Source organism: Pseudomonas sp. Fl4BN1 (genome assembly GCF_009908285.1).
Taxonomy (GTDB): Bacteria; Pseudomonadota; Gammaproteobacteria; order Pseudomonadales; family Pseudomonadaceae; genus Aquipseudomonas.
In genome coordinates this window covers 1-2,398 of sequence record NZ_JAAARM010000078.1, presented here as the reverse complement: position 1 = coordinate 2,398, position 2,398 = coordinate 1, and the positions used below count along the sequence as shown (strand labels likewise).

Annotated in this window: 2 protein-coding genes; both read left to right on the top strand. The window is 59.8% G+C overall.

The genetic code is table 11. From position 1 onward, the window contains the following. Positions 1 to 2,091, top strand: a 2,091-nt coding sequence (locus GV818_RS33620; RefSeq protein ID WP_161778736.1) for a T6SS effector phospholipase Tle3 domain-containing protein, incomplete at its 5' end; no start/stop codon positions are given. After that, the coding region (locus GV818_RS34305; protein WP_372242146.1) for a type VI lipase adapter Tla3 domain-containing protein at positions 2,091 to 2,398 on the top strand (308 nt) is incomplete at its 3' end. The genes GV818_RS33620 and GV818_RS34305, both read left to right, overlap by 1 nt.

Sequence of the window (2,398 nt, the reverse complement as noted above, 5' to 3'; positions counted from 1 at the left end):
GTGCACCTGATTGCCACGCCGCCCAAGCCCTGCGTGACCATCGTCGTGCATGGGGTCAACGACCTGGCCGGTTGCTACGAGCGCATCGAGCGCGGCTTGTGTCAGGGCCTGAATGAACGCCTGGACATGCCCTCGGTGCTGCCCAACGGCATGAGCAACCCGGGGTTCCTGCGCTCGGCCAGCTACAGCCTGCCCGAGGACGACGATGGCAAGGCGACCAACCCGGATGCGGTGTATTACCGGCGCAAGTTCAGTGCCGCGGACACGCGAAGCGTGGTGATTCCGTTCTATTGGGGGTTTCGCGAAGAAGAGGGGGCAATCAACAAGACCGAGCCCCACGGTGAATGGCTGGACCGCAACAACAACCGCCTGGACAAGGCCGGCACCCTGGAGGGGGGCCATTTCGTCAATGCCACCACTAACCTTCCCGATATGTGGGGCAAGGGTTTCAACGGCAAGCTGTTTGGATTCATTTCCCTGGACTTCTTTGCCGGTGAGCTGACCCACCCGTTGTTTTCCGCACCCGGCCGGCGCTACATGGTGCTGGCCGCCATGCGTCTGGCGATGTTGATCAGGATCATCCGCAAACGCTACCCGAACGACACGGTGAACGTGGTGGGTCACAGCCAGGGCACGCTGATCAATCTGTTGGCCCATGCCTTTCTCAAGGATGACGCGGTTCAGGTACGCCCGGCCGACGGCGTGGTGATGATCAACTCCCCCTATAGCCTGCGTGAGCCCACCACGGAGAAGTTTCAGGGCTACGGCAGCCAGCAAACCTCGGAGGCGCGCATTGCGGCCCTGGAGGGAATCCTCAAATACATGGCCGGAGCGCCCAATCCGTACCCGGCATTGTCGAGCGTCGCCCTGAAAAACTGCCAGGGTTATGGCGCCATTGGCGGGTCGGGCTGGAGCGGCGGGCCTGCGTCGCACACCACCATCGATGGTGAAAAGATCTCGTTCAACGAGCGCGATAACCGCGGCAGTATCTTTCTGTACTTCACCCCTCAGGACCAGACCGTCGGCCTTGCCAACGTGCAGGGGATCGGCTGGCAGGGCGTTGACGAGCACCTGCATGGCAAGCCGGTACGCAGTACCTTGCCACTGAGCTTTCACCAACGGATCTTTACCCTGCGCAAACGCGGCGAGAAAAAAGAACTGATTGGCCTGCACACGCCACCCTATGTCTATCCATTGCTGTTGAAGGGTGAGGACACCTGGGAGGACATGGGGTTGCCCTACAAACAACGGATGTCAGTGGCCCGCGCCTCCCTTGAACAAGGAAAGTCGGTGATGCTGACCGCACCGTTATTGCCGGTGCCCGCGCAAACCCACTTCAACGCCGATGGCCTAGTGGTCATGCCGGGAGCGGACTCCAGCAGTGGTGTCTATCAGGTCAAGGACACCCTGGCGCCCATCGATGCGTCCATCGCGATCAGCAACGGCGCCTGGACCTCCGAAAGCAGCCAATACGCCAAGCTGGACTCGATCGATGAAGCCATCGCCTTCAAGCACGGACGCGATATTGCCAGCGTTAAAAAGGCGCTCAATGAAGGCAAGGACACGGCAGAACAGACCCACGTGTTTGTCGCCCGGGCGACAGACAACGGCAAGGTGCTGGTGACCCGTTCAGAAACGCCCTACGAGGCCCGTATGCGCCTGCAAGGGGGAGGCAAGAACGGGGAGCATGAAGAGGCACTGTCGTTTCACTCGGCGATTCCCAACAACCCTGACCATAGCCGGCGAGTGCTGGCCTATGACGTGGCGATTGGGGCGGGAGAGAGCGTGGATGATGTGACGTTTTATGCGTATTTGTGTCGGGTGGCGGATTGGCGGTTGGATTGGGAGAGTACGGATGGTGGAGGGTATGAGGGAAAGAGTTCGGAGCAAGACCTGCCGGATGAGGCGGTAGAGATACTTTATCGTCATGAGGAGCCCAGGAATCTTGACCTGATTGACTCGACAGCAATGTATCGCACGAATGGCGAATTGCCGGCTGCTGTAAAGGACAAAATGCCCTCCCTGGTAGCTACTCAGTCTCTGGCGGGACGCAGAGCGGGCAACCCCGTCCGCTTTGGAGGGCCCGTCTGATGCGCAGCATGCTTAGGTACTGGTCTCTCTCCGGCTTGCTACTGACCAGCCCACTGATTCAGGCCGCCGAATCCCCACTGACATCCATTCGCTGCTTTGCCAGTTCGGCCACGCCCGTGACTGCTTATAGCTCGGCCAAGAAGGCTTCCACTATGACCGTTGAAACTCGCTACCGTGCACCCACTACTTCGCCTCGCTTGGAAACTTTGGATGTGCTCAGCATCGGCATGAGCCTGGATGTATTTCGGCAGGGGCAGACCTGGCAGGCTTTGCAAGAGCAGAGTGCGAAGCAAACGGAGTCACTGCA